This is a genomic window from Methylacidiphilum infernorum V4 (genome assembly GCF_000019665.1).
GTDB lineage: Bacteria > Verrucomicrobiota > Verrucomicrobiia > Methylacidiphilales > Methylacidiphilaceae > Methylacidiphilum > Methylacidiphilum infernorum.
Genome location: NC_010794.1, coordinates 1,883,712 through 1,899,501 on the forward strand (window position 1 = coordinate 1,883,712; position 15,790 = coordinate 1,899,501).

Sequence of the window (15,790 nt, forward strand, 5' to 3'; positions counted from 1 at the left end):
TGTTAGTTTATTTACCGAATCCCATGACAGGTTCCGGTCTCGAAAAACTCCCTTTTTACAGCCATGCCGACAGCCGGCTTTTATCGAAGTTTTCGGCACTGATTGCTCCTAAAAACGATAGGGAGCTCGATTGCTTAGCCCATGAAGCTCGCAGGCTCACCCAACTTTACTTCGGCAAAACTCTTCGGCTTTATGCCCCTCTTTATCTTTCTAACGAGTGCATTAACAGCTGCGTTTACTGTGGATTTTCTAGGGAAAACCCGATCCTAAGATTGACACTCAGCCCCGAAGAGGTGTACCAAGAAGCCTCTTATCTCTGGAACCAAGGCTTTCGATCGATTCTGCTCGTCGCCGGGGAACACCCGAAATTTGTCTCTCTAGGCTACCTGGAAAGTTGCATCGATAAAATACGCCCCCTTTTTCCCTCTATCTCCATAGAGGTTGCTCCCATGGAAACAGCGGATTACGAAAGGGTCGTCAACGCCGGGGCCGAAGGGGTTGTCGTCTACCAGGAAACTTATAATTTCGATCTGTACAAGCTCTACCACCTTTTTGGTCCTAAAAAAGATTTTTTCTGGAGATTGGAATCCGCCGAGCGAGCCTATGCCGCAGGAGCACGCCGCTTAGGCATAGGTGCGCTTTTCGGCCTAGCTCCATGGAGGGAAGAAGCTTTAAGCTTGGCCGCCCATACGGCCTACCTTCTAAAAAAATGCTGGCGGGCTACTATTACCGTCTCCCTTCCGCGTTTGCGCCCGGCAGCCGGCGGATTCACTCCCCCTTACCCCATGGAAGACAGGGACCTCTTCCATTTCCTCTGTGCCTTCCGGATTACTTTTCCCCAGGTAGGCATCGTTCTTTCGACGAGGGAACAACCTCATTTCAGGGAAAAATTAATTCCTTTTGGAATAACGGCGATGAGCGCGGGTTCCAAAACAGAACCCGGAGGATACACCGATGCGGGAACCCATTCTTTGCATAGGCGGCTTAAAGGCAAGGAAATCCGTCTTGATGAAAACGAAAAAAACGGGGCTAAAGCTACCGAACAGTTCGAAATCAGCGATAGGAGATCCCCCGACCAAATTGCGGCCCTCTTGAAATCCATGGGCTATGAACCGGTATGGAAGGATTGGGAAACATGTCTAAACAGGTTCAAATTACGGTTAACGGAAAAGTGATGTCCGTGGCTGAAAATACTTCTGTTCTTATGCTTCTTAAAGAGCTGAACCTCGATCCCAATGCCGTTTTTGTCGAAATGAACAAAACGGCCCTTTTAAAAAAGGAGTACGGCAGTATCGTTTTAAAAGACAAGGACAAGATCGAACTAGTGCAGGTCACGGCGGGAGGATAACCTTTTTTTCAGCCGTTTCTTTCCGTTCTACTTGGCTCAAGGTCTTCTTGCAGGATTTTCTGGGCTTGCTTATCCAAGGCCAGAACAGCTTTCAGGTCCTCGCCCTGAAGGCTATAATGGCCCATCTTTCTTCCCGCCCGTGGATACTTTTTAGCGTAAAGATGGAGCTTGAGACCTGGAATCTTCAACAGCTCGGGCCAATTGGGCGGCCGACCGTCCCGCCAAAGATCTCCAAGCAAGTTACGCATGAGCACGGGACCTTTTAAAGTCGGCTGCCCCAGGGGAAGCTTGCAGATAGCCCTTATTAACTGTTCAAACTGGCTGGTTATGCAGCTATCCAGGCTAAAATGACCGGAATTATGGGGTCTTGGAGCCAGCTCATTAACGAGGATTTGTTGGTTTTCCGCAAGAAAAAACTCCACCGTTAAAAGTCCTACGACCCCCAAGGCTAAAGCGATTTCCAGGGCGATTTCTTTCGCCGCTTCTTCAACCTCTTTGCCTAAGCCAGAGGGAACGATCGAGTAATCTAAAATTCCCTTTCGATGATAATTTCTAGGAATAGGTAAAAAAGAAAAATTCCTTTCATAGCCTAAAGCCAGGATCACGGAAAACTCGGACAAAAGGTTGATTTTTTTTTCGACGATGGCCAGCTTCGGTTCACCCAGTTCTTTCCATCCCCACCGGCAATCCTCGATCGTATCGAGCGGCACCTGTCCTTTACCATCGTAACCCAGTTGCACGGTTTTCAATACGACCGGCAATCCCAGCTCAACGGCTGAAGCGGTCAATTCGGCCAGGGTACGCACTACCCTAAAGGGGGCCACCGGAAAGCCGTTTTGGGCTAAAAACTGCTTTTCCTTGACCCTATCCTGGCTGATGGCCAGGACGGCCGCCGAAGGACAAACGAGGGAGTTTTCTTCAAGTTCCTTTACCGATGCGCTGGGAATATTTTCAAATTCGTAAGTCAGAATATCGACCGAGCGGGCAAATGCTTTTAATCGATCAAGATCCTCGTAGGAATAGCTCCAGTGCCGACTGGATAGGCCTGCAGCCGGACATAAAGGATCAGGATCATAGACCTCGACGTCATATCCTAATCTTCTGGCTTCCATGGCCGTCATCCTTCCCAACTGGCCTCCGCCGAGGATCCCTATGGTGGAACCGGGCAAAATTTCTTTCATGACTTCTTACAACGTCTCGTTAAGGACTTTTTGCGTTTGGGCTATCCTGAAAGTCTCCAACTTCTTAGCCAACTCCTTGTCCCCGATCGCCAATATAGCTACAGCCAGCAGGGCGGCATTTTTAGCTCCACTTTCCCCGATGGCCAAGCAACCTACAGGTATCCCAAAGGGCATCTGCACGATAGAAAGCAGGGAATCCATTCCCCGCAGCACCTTGCTTTCCACAGGTACTCCAAGGACGGGCAGCGGGGTATAGGAAGCCATCATTCCGGGAAGATGGGCTGCTCCCCCGGCCCCGGCAATAATGACTCGAAGTCCCCTTGCAACCGCCTTCATCCCGTATTCTCTTAAAAGCTCGGGCGTCCGGTGGGCGGAGATGATTCTTTTTTCATAATCAACGGCGAATTCATCAAGAACATCGGCACAAGCTTTCATGGTCTGCCAATCCGAACGGCTGCCCATTACAATGCCCACAACGGGAAGTTTATCTTTTTTAGGTTCGGGATTCATTTTGCAACCTCTTTCTTTGCGAGTCGCCCAAAGGAAAATGGCTGATTATTTTCGAAAAGATGCCTTCCACAGGCCACAACCTGCCTTTACCCCTATCTCCACAGGCAAGCTCTCCTTCATCGGGGCCAATAAACACTACCCCCCGTTCTTTCAATAGCTGGACATTCTTCTGCACGGCGGGATGATGCCACATGGCGACATTCATGGCAGGAGCGATCCATACCGGGCAAAGGGTAGCCAGCAAAAGGGAGGTAAGAAGATTAGGAGCAAGACCAAGGGCATACTGGGCTATGAGATCAGCCGTAGCGGGAGCAAGAAGGACAAGCCTGGCTCGGCGAGCCAGCTCTATGTGCAGGGGACTCCCATTAAGCAGCTCCGAGAACATCGCATCGGTATAGGCTTTTCTCTTGGTCACGCATTCAAAAGAAAGGGGGGTTATAAACTGGGTTGCCGCAGGCGTCAGAACGGTATCGACAAGGTATCCTTCTTTTGATAAAGCACTGGCCAGTTCCACCGCCCTAAAGGCCGCAATGGAGCCACTTACCCCAAGGAGAATCGAAAAAGAATCGTTTTCTTTTTCCCGGTTCATATCTGCTTTCCTAAAGGGGATAGGGGGATTTTAAGTGGGGTCTTCTACGAGCGTGAGCCTTCGGCTCAGGTAGCGCTCGGCTCGCATTATCGCCCGAAATTTCGTTAAATCCTCCTCCATTGAACCACTGAGTATGGTATATTTAAATTCGGGCCAAAGCTTCATTTCTTCCCTGGCGGTCTTAAGCCGCAGCCGAAGTTCTTCCTCGGTTTCTGTCCCCCTTTTGCGCAACCTTCTTTCCAGTTCTTCGAGGGTCGGGGGCATGATAAAGACATCAACCAGGGCATTCTTTAGCAATGGATCTTTGTTTTCTCTAATCTGCCTGGCCCCTTGAACATCGATGTCTAAAAGCACATCGGTCCCATTCTTTAATGCGGATATCACGCTACTTTTTAGAGTCCCATAATAATGCCCATGGACGCGGGCATATTCAAGAAATTCCTGGGCCGAAAGTTTTTGGAAGAATTCCTTTTCCGTTAAAAAAAAATAATCCTCCCCATGAACTTCCCCTACTCGAGGGGGCCGAGTCGTACAGGAGATGGAAAATATAAAATCAGGGGTTTTCCTTAAATTGGAGCAAAGGGTGCTTTTCCCCGCCCCCGACGGGGCCGATATCACAAACAAGATTCCTTCTCGACGAAAAAACTTTTCCATTGAAAAAAATATTCAAAATTGAAGCGGAAAATAAAGAAAATCTTTATAGGAAAACATTTTTTGCAGGAGAAAAAAGCTCGCCAGCTACAGGGACTCTTCTCTGCCGACAGGGTTGTTTTCGTGCAGGGCAGAGAGCTGGCTCACATCCTTATCTCCCCTCCCTGAAAGGTTTACAGCCACAATAGCTCCCTTCGGGAGCTCCTTGCCGAGTTTTATGCAGTAAGCCAAGGCATGAGCGCTTTCCAAGGCCGGCAATATCCCTTCGGTTCTCGATAAGAGAAAAAATCCTTCCAAGGCTTCCTCGTCTGAAACCTTGGTATAAAGGGCCCTTTGCTTTTCCCTCAAAAAGGCATGTTCGGGACCCACCGCCGGATAATCCAGTCCCGCTGAAATGGAATGGGTCAAAGCGATCTGCCCATCTTCATCCTGGAGAACAAATGTCTTGGTACCGTGGAATATCCCTAGTTTGCCCGAAGCAAAACGCGCCGCATGTTCTCCAAGACTTCCTCCCTTGCCACCCGCTTCTACGCCGACGAGGCGAACTTGCGGATCGGACAGAAATCCATAGAAAAATCCTATGGCATTGCTCCCTCCCCCCACACAGGCTATGGCCACGTCAGGGAGCTTCCCTTCTTGAGCGAGAAACTGCTCACGGCATTCTTCACCGATCACTTTTTGAAAATCTCTGACGATCATCGGGAAGGGATGCGGTCCTAAGGCCGATCCAAGAACGTAATGGGTGGTTTTGAGGTTGGTCACCCAATCCCTCATTCCCTCGTTGATGGCTTCTTTTAAAGTTCTCTGTCCGACCTTCACAGGGCATACTCGAGCCCCCAGCATTTTCATCCGGCTCACGTTGAGAGCTTGTCTTTCCATGTCGACTTCCCCCATGTAGATCGTGCATTCCAATCCAAAGAGCGCGCAGGCCGTTGCCGTAGCCACTCCATGCTGTCCTGCTCCCGTCTCGGCCACCACCCTTTTCTTGCCCATGCGCTTGGCCAAGAGCACCTGGCCCAGCGTATTGTTAATTTTATGGGCCCCGGTATGGAGCAGATCTTCCCTCTTGAGATAAACCTTGACATCTCCGAGTAGGGAAGAAAGCCTTTTGGCATGATAGAGTGGAGTAGGCCTTCCGGCGTAATTTTTAAGCAGCTCTTGGAGTTCTTCTTTGAACCGGGGATCTTCCTTAGCCTTTTGATACTCGGCTTCGAGCTGCAACAAAGCTTCCATGAGCGACTCTGGAGCAAACCGTCCTCCATAGGGACCGTAATATCCCAAGCTATCGGGAAGAGTTAACGAGAAAGGGAATCGAGTTTTTTGCATTTTTCGATAAAATCGATGAGTTTCTTCTTGTCTTTTTTTCCCGGGTAGGTTTCTATCCCGCTGGAAACATCCACCCCAAACGGTCCGACTTCGTAAAGGGCTTTTTGAATATTGTCCGGGTTCAGTCCACCGGCAAGGATAAAAGGATAGGAATATCGCCGGCTGAAAAGACAAGCTTCTTTCCAATCAAAGGCTTTTCCCGTCCCTCCCCATTTCTCGGAGGGAGAATCCAGTAAAAAAGCAAAAACGCATTGGCTCCACTCCTTTGCTTTTATTTCAAAAGGAGGCCTTAGAGCCTTGATAATTTTTCCTTGAGGCAAAACTTGGCCCAGCTCGGGGGATTCTTCTCCATGAAGTTGCCAAAGATCGATAGGAAGTTCCCTTTTCAAAACTTCGATCTCTTCCAGGGACGGATTGACGACCACCGCTACTTTCAGGACATTGAAGCGGCTGAGAAGATTTGAAGCCTTGGCAAGGGGAACATAGCGTGGACTTTTAGGATAAAAAACAAATCCCAGGGCATCCGCTCCATGTTCTATAGCCAGTTGGCCATCTTCATAAGAGGTTATCCCACATATTTTAACCCAGATCTTCGAATGGCAGCCACCTTGATCAAGGCTTTTCATGGATAGCCAAAAGTTCCCTTGAAAAAAGTACTTTTCCTCGTTCCCCGGGATAAAAAAGACCTGGACAATAGATCGGCGATCGCTTTCTGGGGATTGTCTTGCTTCATGAGAAATTCTCCTACCAAGACCGCATCCGCCCCCCTTACCCTTAAGTCACAGAGGTCATCGCTTGAGCTAATGCCACTTTCGCTCACCACGATTGTCTCTTCGGGTATAAAGGGGAGAAGACCCCGGCTCACCCGGAGGTCGACCTGCAAAGTATATAAATCCCTGTTATTAATACCGATGAGCGAAGCTCCCGCTTCCAAGGCCCGATCTATTTCAGCTTCGTTATGCACCTCTACGAGTGCCTCTATGCCCAATTCCTTGCAAAAGGCATACAACTTAAAAAAGTCCCTCACCGGAAGGATCGCCACGATCAACAGCAGGGCATCGGCCCCTCCAAGAAGGCTTTCAATCACCTGCAGTTCATGAATGATAAAATCCTTCCGAAGGATAGGAAGGGTTACCGCCTCCCTGGCTTTCTTGAGATCCTCTAGTGAACCCTTGAAAAACTTGTTTTCAGTGAGAACACTGATACAATCGGCCCCACCCTGCTGGTATTTCGATACCTGCAGCTTTAGATCTTGCGATGAGGAGATAACCCCTGCTGAAGGAGAATTCCTTTTAAATTCAGCAATCAAACCCATTTTTTTCCTGTGACGTAAAGCAGCCGCAAAAGCCCTCTTGGGTATGGAGCTATTGTAAAGGGCTTTTTCCATCTTTGCCCTCTGGGGCAGAAGCTTCTTGATTTCCTCTTTCTTTGCGGCGATAACCTCTTCCACCCAGTTCAAACTTCCTTTCATAGGGATTTCCTTAAAATAGCTAGTTAAGAGTTCTCTTAGGTTTCCTATTATGGGGAAAATTTTAAAGAACCGAAGAAAAATTATATTTTTTTAAACACATTTCCCTTTTTAGGAGTAAAACCTAATGACCCCCACTTCCATTCAAAACTTATTGACTTTTAAACGAAAAGCGAAAAAAAATTGGCGACGATGCAGCAAGCAAGACAGCTCCTATGGCTATTTTCCCTGCTGTTAATCTTTGGATTGAGCCCGCAAGTTTTTGCCGTCATTTCTCCCCAAGATGAGTTTCTGAACATATACCTAGCCTTGCAGGAAGCCGAGCAGATGGAAAAGAAAGGAGAAGCGGCGGGAGCCTTTCAAAAATACAGCGAATGTTGCCGGCGGCTTGAACTGTTGAAAAAAAACTTCCCGGAATGGGAACCGGGCATCGTCAATTTCCGGATCAATTATTCCAAGGAAAAACTCAAGGTCCTTGGCCCAAAGCTGGGTAAAACACCCGAAGAAGTTCAAAAGGGGCTCAGCTCAGCCCTGAGTTCCACCCGGACCGAACCCCCCACATTGGAATCAAACCGGGATGTGATCAAAAGCCTTCTTTCCAAGCATAATAAAGGATCAAGCTCAGAAGAAGAAGTAACCAAGTTAAAATACAGGATAAGCCAGTTGGAATCGGAGCTTGCGCAAACAAAAATGAAACTTGAAGAAGCTGTCACCGAGGCCAACATGCTGCGGAACAGGCTGGCGGCGACACAAAGAGAACTGGCGATGTTCCGCTCTTCCAATATCGAAAGCAAAATCACCGCTGTCCTCCAGGAAAACAATTCCTTGAAAGCCAAGTTGGCCCAGGCTGAAGCGAAAATCAGGACACTGCAGGCAGGCAACAGTGAAGCCGGCATAGCCGCCCTGCGTGATCAACTTAAAGGAGTCCAGGAGCAACTGACTATTCTAGAAAGGGAAAACGAAGTTTTTAGAAATACGGCCAGCACGCTCAAGTCTCAACTGGAGATTGCCCAACAAAAACTCGCCGAGTCGGCGCGTGAATTAGCCACTGCACCGAATACCGAGTCGCTAAGAAAAGAAAACGAGATTCTCAGGGGGATTATCAATAGGCAGCTCCAGGAACAAGCGCGGAGAGATTCAGCCAAAAGACTTGTTCTTGAAGAACTGCAAAACCTAAAAATCGATTCCAAGTTCTTGCAGAAAGAACTGGAATTCTTATCCTCTCCCGTCGTCAACCTATCTCCCGAAGAAATGGCCTTGCTCAAGTCTCCCTCCCAGCCCGGGCTGGGTGAAATCCAGCAATCCAGTTTTGAAGCTCAACTGACTAAACCCCAAGAAGAACAACAGCATGCGCTGGGCCAATCCAACACCACCCCCCAGGCGGAGTCCAAGGGGGAAACAACCGCCGACCACGTTCAATCCAACCCCGCTTTACCCTCTGCGGATGCCCAGCCGGTTGCCTATCAATCCTCCCATGAAGGAAGCGCAGTCCCTGCCGATCCCAAGGCACAAACCGCGGCTTCTGCTGCAGCCGCCAACGAATCGGCTGCTTCGACCCTCCCAGCTGCCTTGCCCGATGACGTCCAGAAACTTGTTGATGAAGCTTCCACCCTCTTTTCCGGGCAGCATTACCAGGAAGCGGCTGAAAAATACCGTCAAATTTTAGAAAAATTTCCAAACAGCGTCACCGCTTGGGCCAATTTAGGGGTGATCTACTACCAGCAAGGTCAACTGAAAGAAGCCGAAAATGCGTTAGCCCAAGCTTTAAAGCTTAATCCCAACGATGCTTTTTCTCATTCCATCTTGGGAATCGTTTATTACCAGGAAGGACTTTTTGATAATGCCGTCACGGAGCTTACCCGGGCGATCGTGATCAACCCCAACGATCCCAAGACGAGGAATTACCTGGGGATCGCTTGTTCCAAGAAAGGATGGCAGGAAGCGGCCGAAAAAGAGTTGAGGAAAGCCCTGGAACTGGATCCTAACTATGGAGATGCCCATTTCAACCTTGCCGTTATCTATGCCACCCAGCGTCCTCCCGCTAAAGAGCTGGCAAAAAGGCACTACCAGGATGCCCTGAGCTTGGGCATACCCAAGGACCCAGGCTTGGAAAAATTTCTTGAATAATTTTTTTTCTTAAAGTAGCTCCTCACCCTGCTCCATGTTTAATAAATGATAAAAGGATGATCGCGTTTAACAAAAAGCCTGGTTGCCACACTTCACCGGAAGAAGCAGGAATACTCGAAAGGATTTCCTGGTGCGCTTTTGATTTTTCCAATTCCGCATTCAGCACGGTCGTCGTTGACCTCGTTTTCAGCCTGTATTTCATAAGGATCATCTGTGCCCATAGAACGGATGCCACTTTCCTGTTAACTTTTACGACTTTTCTCAACCAGATCCTCGTCGGTCTTCTTCTTCCCCTCGTTGGAACCCTTTCCGATGTTACGGGGAAGAGAAAAGAGATCATTCTTTTTTTCTACAGCCTATGCACCTTGAGCACCGCTTACCTGGGAACGACTGTCGAAGGAGAGGTCTGGAAAGGATTGATCACCTACGCTATCGCCCACGTTACTTTTTCCTTTTCTGAAAGCCTGGTGGCCAGTTTCTTGCCCGAAATCGCTCCCGAATCGATGCTGGGAAGACTGTCCGGCTGGGCTAGGTCTGCAGGAAACCTAGGGGCTTTCGTAAGCCTAATGGCCATATATCCCTTGCTTTCAGGAGGTTTCATCCAATCCAACATCGATCGCATCCGGTTATCCTTTCCCCTGGTTGCGGCTTTATACGCCGTGGTCGGTTTACCCTTTTTTCTTGTCACCCGGCAGAGAACGCCAGGATCTCAAAAAGATTTCTCCCTTGCTCTAAAAAATTTTTACCTCCGTACCGCCCTGATGATTCCTTCCATCCTGAAACAAAAGTACGTGTTGCTGTTTTTTCTCGCTTTTTTCCTTTACGGTAGTGGAGCTACGGTAATCATGGTGGTGTTGGCCGTCTTTTCTCAAATGCAGCTTGGGGTAAGCGGAGCGGAACAGATATGGCTTTTTTTAACCCTTCAGCTCGGCAGCGCCATAGGCGCATTCATTTTCGGATTCATTGAAGACAGCTTTGGACCCAAAAGAACACTCCAGCTGAATCTCGCCCTATGGTTTATCTGCGTAGCCCTGACCCTTTTTTTGGAGCAAAAATGGCTTTTCTTTTTGGTCAGTTTTCTTATTGGCACGGCAAACGGCTCCTTGTACTCGGTGAGCAGGGCCTTGATGGGACTTATATCCCCTCCTGACAAAGTCGGTGAATATTTCGGCTTATGGGGATTAGTCGGCCGCTTTGCTTCGGGTATCGGTCCCTTGGTCTTCGGCCTGCTCTTTGCCGTCAACAAGTCATTTCAAACCCCTCTGTTTGCTCCCCTTGTATTTTTTGGGTGTGGTCTCTGCGTGCTCTTTTTCCTTCCCAACCAGAAACCCCAGAAAATAGAAAACAAGGAAGCCAGCTAGGGTTGCATGTTTCCAAGCTAGGTAAATTTGCTTTGGACATACCATCGGGCGGGTTGAGTCCACGAAACTAAACGGCTGAGGAACCGGCTTGCAATTACAACTTGCTTGTAAAAGAAAATAAGCGGAATCTCAATTTTAACCCTGGTCGGTTATCGGTGCAGCAAGGCAGAGAAAGGTCATGAAGGATACTCAAAAGATCACCTTGAAGGAAAACGGCACCGTCGGGCTCAAGGAAAAATTGTCCTGGGGAATTTTCGACCTGGGCAACGTCTCTTTCAGTATCGTTCTAGTGGACCTTGTTTTTAGCCTTTACTTTGTCCAGATCATTTGTGCTCGCCGAACCGATGGAACATTCCTATTGAGCTTGGCTGCCTTCTTTACGCAGATTATAGTGGCCGTATTTTTACCCTTCGTGGGAGCACTTTCGGATGTGGTTACCAAGAGAAAATTCATCCTGGGATTTTTCTTTTCCCTCTGCATCGCGGCTACGACCTTGCTGGGAACGACCAAGGAAGGAGATGTTTGGAAAAGTCTTCTTTGTTACTCGGTAGCGAACATTTCGTTTTCTTTTACCGAGAATATCTTTTCGAGTTTCCTCCCCGAGATCATTCCCATGGCCTTCATAGGTCGATTCTCAGGATGGACAAGGGCTTTTGGCAACCTAGGGGGTTTTCTTAGCCTTCTTGGGGTCTATCCCCTGCTTGCTCCCGGCTTTACGGTAGCCAATACGGAACTCCTTCGCCTTAGTTTCCCCATAGTTGCCGCCATTTACATGATGTGCGGTTTGCCCCTGTTTTTTAATCTTGAACTTCAAAAAAAAACCAAGAACAGCCTCGGCTTTAGCAAAGCCCTTTTAAAAATCGTTTCCGATCTCAAGGAAACGGTCTTTTTCATGGTCCATAATAAGGCCATCCGGCTGTATTTTGCCGCTTCTCTCCTTTTTTTCTCGGCAGCCACCATCCTTATGATCATCCTAGCCGTCTATGCCCAGATGGAATACGGAATAACGGGAGCCCAACAAATCGGCATTTTTCTCTTAATTCAAGCCGGGGGAACCCTAGGTTCATTTATATTTGGCTTTATCCAGGATCAATGGGGTTCTCGAAGAGCCCTCCAGGTTGATCTTCTACTCTGGGTAAGCTGCGTGAGCAGCCTTGTTTTTGCCGACAACAAGCTGGCCTTTTACGGGGCTTCATTCCTGATAGGCCTAGGCAACGGTTCTCTCCCTTCCCTATCCAGGGCTGTCATGAGCCTTCTTTCCGAAGAAGAAAAAATAGGCAAATATTTCGCCCTTTGGGGTCTTTCCTGTAGGATCGCCACGGGAATCGGTCCTTTGAGCTTCGGCTGCCTCTTCATCCTCAGCCATTCTTTCAAAACCCCCATGCTCCTCCCCCTGTTCTATTTTCTAGGAAGCCTATTGCTGGTTTCTTTCCTTCCTAAAATAAGGAAAGACTCAAGGCCAAAAACCTTCTAAAAATCCTTTTTTTTAACTTGTTCCTACACAAAAAGGGCTGCAAGAACCCCAAGAGCGGTTATCCCTGCTTCCTTCGTTCCGCGAGACTTACCCACTGCTGCTCAAACAGGGACAAAGCTGACTTCCTGCTTCACAGGGGGGATGCAGCCGACACTTACACATCGAGCCAGGGCCTTCTTCTCCGCGCAGGCCTGACTTCCGGCGGAACTTGCCGTAGGGCCGTCTAGGGCGGCAGATACGGGCTAAAATATACAAGAAAGATCAACTCTTTAATCACCTGTTCAAAGCTCTTTTCATGACTTCCAGGGACTAGTCCTTGGAGTGACACTCCCAACCCCCTAAAGGGGGCGGGAATTCCCGCGCCGGTCTTTTAAAAAGCAGCCCAAGGCTTTCTGCTCCCTCTACCCGGGCCCGGATGCAAGGGATGGCCCGGGGAAACCCGCTCATCCTCATTTTTATGGAGACGATCTCTTCCGCCACCGGTTCCAAGCCTCTTCAATCCAAAGGTAAAAAACCGGCAACACCACCAGGTCCAGCAAGGTTGAAGAGACAATACCTCCAATGACTACCAGGGCGAGCGGTCTTTGGACTTCCGCCCCCGGGCCATGAGCAATGGCCATGGGAACAAAACCCAAGCTTGCCACCAGTGCCGTAGCCAACACGGGTCTCAGCCGCATCAAGGCTCCTTCTTCGATCGCTTCGACGAGGGTCAATCCAGCAGAGCGGCAGCGGTTAATCGCTCCCAACAAAACAAGTCCCTCGAGGATCGCCACTCCCGAAACTGCGATAAATCCAATCCAGGCTGAAATGCTGAAAGAAAGGCCGGAAAACAAAAGGGAAAAGATCCCTCCCGTGACCGCCAGGGGAATGGAGAAACAGACGATGAAACAATGCCTGAAGTTTTTGAACAGGAAATAAAGGAGAAGAACTATCGCCAAGGCAGCCATGGGGACCACTCCTTTTAGAGTTTCTTTAGCCTCGAGGTAATTTTTGTATTGGCCACCGATTTCGTAATAATAGCCTTTGGGGAAATGGACCTCCTTGGCTATCTTTTCGGTTGCTTCCCTAACAAAACTTTCCATGTCCCTTCGTTCCAGGTCCACAAGCAGGGCGATCCGACGCAGGCCGTTTTCCCTGGAAATAGACCTCAGCCGCTCGGCATAACGGGTAGAAGCCAGTTGAGATAAATAGAGAAGCCCGCCGGTCCCCGAACGAACGGGTAAAGAAAGCAAGGCATTTAAATTTTGCCTTTGCTGATCCGAGAACCTGACAACGATGTCAAAGCGTCGAACCCCGTTGATCAGTTGCCCCACGGTTTTCCCTCCCAAGGCCCCCGAAACCGCCCCGTTAATCTCTGCAGACTGAACATTGAACCTTGCCATGGCCAACCGGTCGGGAAGAACTTCCAGGGAAGGCGCCACCCCGGATGTCTCAAAGGCTAGACCTACAACTCCTCGAACTTTTTCCAGCAGCTTCTTTAGAGCTTCGGTCAATGAATAGATGGTCCCGTAGTCCGAGCCGAATACCTTGAAGGCCACGTCGGCTTTAACACCCTGGAGAATCTCGTTAAAGCGGTTTTCAATAGGTTGAGAAAAGATCATGGCCTGGCCGGGAACCTTCAGTTTGATTTCTTCTTCGATCAGGTCCTCGAGATCTTCTTTAGAAAGAGCTTTGCCGTTTATCTTTCTCCATTGAGATTTAGGCTTGAGAAAAATATACAGTTCGGGCTCGTTTGGGCTTGCCGGATCGGTAGCTATATCGGCCATTCCTATCCGGGAATAAACGTAGCGGATTTCCGGGAAAGATTCGAGAAGGATCTTCTCGGTTTCTTTTTCCATGGCCACGCTGGCCTCCAAGCCGATCGTATTTTCCCTGAAAATATTGATGTCATAAGCCCCTTCGTCGAGTTTCGGAACAAAGTCCGCTCCCAAGGTAGCGAATTTCATGACGGCGATGACAAAAAAGAGCAGGGCAGAAGAGCTGAAAAACCATCCCTTGTTCAATGTAAACCGGATAAAAGGCCGATACATTTTCTGCAGCATCCCAACCAGCCAATCCTGCTTTCTTCTCGAGGCTTTCCCGCTTCCAAGCCCCATCACGGCAAGGACGGGAACAGCGGTAAAACTGAAAATAATCGAACCCACCATGGCAAAAATGACCGTGAGGGCCATCGGCCTAAACGTCTTTCCGGCCACCCCGCCAAGGCTTAATATGGGAACGTAAACAAAAGTTATAATCAGCACCCCGATAAAGACCGATGGACCTACTTCGGTAGCCGTTTCTTGAACTACCTTTTCTTTCTCCTTTCCCGCAAGAGATGGGCTAGCTTGGGATTCACCTTGAGAAAGCTTGCGCAGGATGTTTTCAACCATGATGACCGCACCATCCACGATCAATCCGAAATCTATGGCTCCAAGACTCATGAGATTGCCGGAGAGATGGCAAAGCTTCATCCCCAGGAGGGCAAAAAGGAAAGAGAGAGGAATGGTAAAAGAAACGATCAAGGCTGCCCTAAAATCGGCAAGGATAAAAAAAAGGATCACAGTGACCAGAGTGGCTCCTTCCAGGAGGTTTGAAAAAGCGGTGTGGATGACCTGGTCTGTGAATTCCGAGCGGTTGTAAAGGACTTCTATGTTCACCCCTTCGGGTAACCGGGCTTGAATCTCCCGGATTTTTTTAAAGACCCTCTGGGAAACCGTTCTGCCGTTTTCCCCGCTGCGCATGAGGATAATCCCCAGGACCGTCTCCTTGCCGTTTTTCAGGGCTGCTCCAACCCTTATCTTCGCTCCTGCTTGAACCGCCGCCACATCCTCGACAAGAACCGGCTTGACATAGCCGGGGTACTTGATCGGCAGAATCTGTATTTGACGGATCTCCTCCACCCGGCTTGCCGCCCTTACGGTCATCTGCTCACCCGCTTTTTTGACGTAAGCTCCTCCCACATTTTCCACGTTCATGCCCACGACATCGGCAAGATCTTTCAAAGTCAGTCCCAGGTTCATGAGTTTTTGCGGATCGGGCATAACGAGGATTTCTTTGTCATATCCACCCAGGGTGTTGATCTCAACAACTCCTGGAACCATCCGAAGCTGGGGAATAACCTGGTACTGCTGGATCAACTTTAATTCTACGAGTCGTTCAAACTCGCTTGGCGGCTTGCCCGGGGCATCTTCTTTCCAATCGAGGGCATAGACAAAGACCTCCCCCAGGCCCGTACTCATCGGTCCCAACCGCGGAACCAGGCCAGGGGGGATTTTATCCAGGGCCGTCAGCAGCCTTTCGCTGGTCAACTGCCTTGCCCTGTAAACGTCAGTACCGTCCCTGAAAATGAGGGTAAGCTGAGAAATACCGAATTTGCTCACCGAGCGCATTTCTTCCAGCCCCGGTATTCCCGAACACTCCCTTTCCAAGGGAAAGGTAACGAGCTTCTCGATCTCTTCGGGGGCATAATCTCGAACCGGGGTCATAACCTGGACTTGAACACTGGAAATGTCGGGGACAACATCGATGGAAAGATGGAAGGCGGTATAAAGGGCTGCCCCAAGATAAAAAAACAAGCCAAGAAAAACAACCGGCTTGTTTTTTAACAGGATTGCAATGAATCGTTCAAGCATGCTCGAAGAAGAGGACAAAAATGTTTTTTCCCCTAACCCCAGGTAAGCCTATCCAACGGCGAAGTAAACAAAAAAAATTTCTTCTCCTCCTTCTCCTAAGCGACCCAAACCGAAGGCCTTTTTCATCATCGGCATAGCATA

13 protein-coding genes are annotated in these 15,790 nt (G+C 49.1%); 5 read left to right on the plus strand and 8 right to left on the minus strand.

Annotation, left to right across the window (positions count from 1 at the left end; genetic code table 11):
- Nucleotides 1-23: 23 nt before the first annotated feature.
- Nucleotides 24-1,175, plus strand: a complete 1,152-nt coding sequence (thiH, locus tag MINF_RS08945) for a 2-iminoacetate synthase ThiH (protein WP_048810316.1) — start codon at nt 24-26, stop codon at nt 1,173-1,175.
- Entirely contained in the window at nt 1,136-1,348 is a 213-nt protein-coding gene (gene thiS / locus MINF_RS08950; RefSeq protein WP_238523480.1) for a sulfur carrier protein ThiS, read from the plus strand. The genes thiH and thiS overlap by 40 nt, the downstream gene beginning before the upstream one ends.
- A gap of 8 nt (nt 1,349-1,356) precedes the next feature.
- Here thiS and MINF_RS08955 read toward each other — a convergent pair whose 3' ends face one another.
- From MINF_RS08955 to trpC, 7 genes are all read right to left on the minus strand, one after another.
- Nucleotides 1,357-2,529 (minus strand): 5-(carboxyamino)imidazole ribonucleotide synthase, encoded by a 1,173-nt coding sequence (locus tag MINF_RS08955; RefSeq protein ID WP_012464362.1) that lies wholly within the window; start codon nt 2,527-2,529, stop codon nt 1,357-1,359.
- Nucleotides 2,530-2,535: 6 nt separating this feature from the next.
- Entirely contained in the window at nt 2,536-3,039 is a 504-nt protein-coding gene (gene purE / locus MINF_RS08960) for a 5-(carboxyamino)imidazole ribonucleotide mutase (RefSeq protein ID WP_012464363.1), read from the minus strand.
- Complete coding sequence (locus MINF_RS08965) at nt 3,023-3,628, minus strand: flavoprotein (RefSeq protein WP_012464364.1); 606 nt, start codon at nt 3,626-3,628, stop codon at nt 3,023-3,025. The genes purE and MINF_RS08965 overlap by 17 nt, the downstream gene beginning before the upstream one ends.
- 30 nt (nt 3,629-3,658) lie before the next feature.
- On the minus strand, nt 3,659-4,282 hold the full coding sequence (gmk, locus tag MINF_RS08970) for a guanylate kinase (protein WP_048810317.1): 624 nt from the start codon (nt 4,280-4,282) through the stop codon (nt 3,659-3,661).
- 84 nt (nt 4,283-4,366) lie between these two features.
- Nucleotides 4,367-5,605, minus strand: coding sequence for a tryptophan synthase subunit beta (gene trpB, locus MINF_RS08975; RefSeq protein ID WP_012464366.1), 1,239 nt, complete (start codon nt 5,603-5,605; stop codon nt 4,367-4,369).
- The gene (locus tag MINF_RS08980) at nt 5,575-6,231 is read right to left on the minus strand and encodes a phosphoribosylanthranilate isomerase (RefSeq protein ID WP_012464367.1); all 657 of its coding nucleotides are present in this window, start codon (nt 6,229-6,231) and stop codon (nt 5,575-5,577) included. Before MINF_RS08980 ends, trpB begins: the two co-directional genes overlap by 31 nt.
- Entirely contained in the window at nt 6,228-7,076 is an 849-nt protein-coding gene (gene trpC, locus MINF_RS08985) for an indole-3-glycerol phosphate synthase TrpC (protein ID WP_012464368.1), read from the minus strand. The genes MINF_RS08980 and trpC overlap by 4 nt, the downstream gene beginning before the upstream one ends.
- A 189-nt stretch (nt 7,077-7,265) precedes the next feature.
- On the opposite strand from trpC, the gene MINF_RS08990 reads away from it, so the two are divergent.
- The 3 genes from MINF_RS08990 to MINF_RS09000 all read left to right on the plus strand — a co-directional run bounded on the left by MINF_RS08990 (nt 7,266) and on the right by MINF_RS09000 (nt 12,035).
- Nucleotides 7,266-9,200 carry a tetratricopeptide repeat protein gene (locus tag MINF_RS08990; protein WP_238523481.1) on the plus strand — a complete coding sequence of 645 codons (1,935 nt, stop codon included), beginning with the start codon at nt 7,266-7,268 and terminating at the stop codon, nt 9,198-9,200.
- 56 nt (nt 9,201-9,256) lie between these two features.
- A complete protein-coding gene (locus MINF_RS08995) occupies nt 9,257-10,561 on the plus strand; it encodes an MFS transporter (protein WP_012464370.1) in 1,305 nt (434 codons plus the stop codon).
- Nucleotides 10,562-10,739: 178 nt separating this feature from the next.
- Nucleotides 10,740-12,035 (plus strand): MFS transporter, encoded by a 1,296-nt coding sequence (locus MINF_RS09000; protein WP_012464371.1) that lies wholly within the window; start codon nt 10,740-10,742, stop codon nt 12,033-12,035.
- Between the two features lie 455 nt (nt 12,036-12,490).
- On the opposite strand, the gene MINF_RS09005 is transcribed toward MINF_RS09000, so the two are convergent.
- Nucleotides 12,491-15,649, minus strand: a complete 3,159-nt coding sequence (locus MINF_RS09005) for an efflux RND transporter permease subunit (protein ID WP_148205226.1) — start codon at nt 15,647-15,649, stop codon at nt 12,491-12,493.
- Nucleotides 15,650-15,790 lie beyond the last annotated feature (141 nt).